The sequence below is a fragment of the Escherichia sp. 93.0816 genome, assembly GCF_013368855.2.
GTDB lineage: Bacteria > Pseudomonadota > Gammaproteobacteria > Enterobacterales > Enterobacteriaceae > Escherichia > Escherichia ruysiae.
In genome coordinates this window covers 1-371 of sequence record NZ_JABWNC020000090.1, presented here as the reverse complement: position 1 = coordinate 371, position 371 = coordinate 1, and the positions used below count along the sequence as shown (strand labels likewise).

Genomic DNA, 371 nt, shown 5'->3' with positions numbered 1-371 from the left:
ATTGCTAAAAAGGTTTATTCCGCTGCGGATGGGGCTACTGACAATATATCAATGGGTATTGCGTCAATTGGTAGCCTGATGTGGCATGCGTCAGAAAATGAGGACTATGACGAAAAGGCCATGCGCATTGATATGGGTAATATCGGTTTGTTACTGGTAATGCTTGGGCAGTTTGATATTTCGTTACGGTGCACCATTGAAAATGCCACAGATGCATTAAATGCCATAAAGAAAGCGAATACTGATTCAAATCGGGGATAAATAATCATGAGAACATATTTATCTGGCTTGACTGCCAGCGGTTATGCACACCCCAAAATTATCCCCGGCGCTATTTATCTGGATAAGAACGGTAACAGAGTAACGGTAAA

1 protein-coding gene and 1 pseudogene are annotated in these 371 nt (G+C 41.8%); both read left to right on the top strand.

The genetic code is table 11. From position 1 onward, the window contains the following. A partial coding sequence (locus HEM79_RS23240; RefSeq protein ID WP_183082733.1) for a hypothetical protein occupies positions 1-261 on the top strand: 261 nt, incomplete at its 5' end. Between the two features lie 6 nt (positions 262-267). Further along, a pseudogene (locus HEM79_RS23235) lies at positions 268-371 on the top strand (DUF4222 domain-containing protein); the annotation flags it as partial.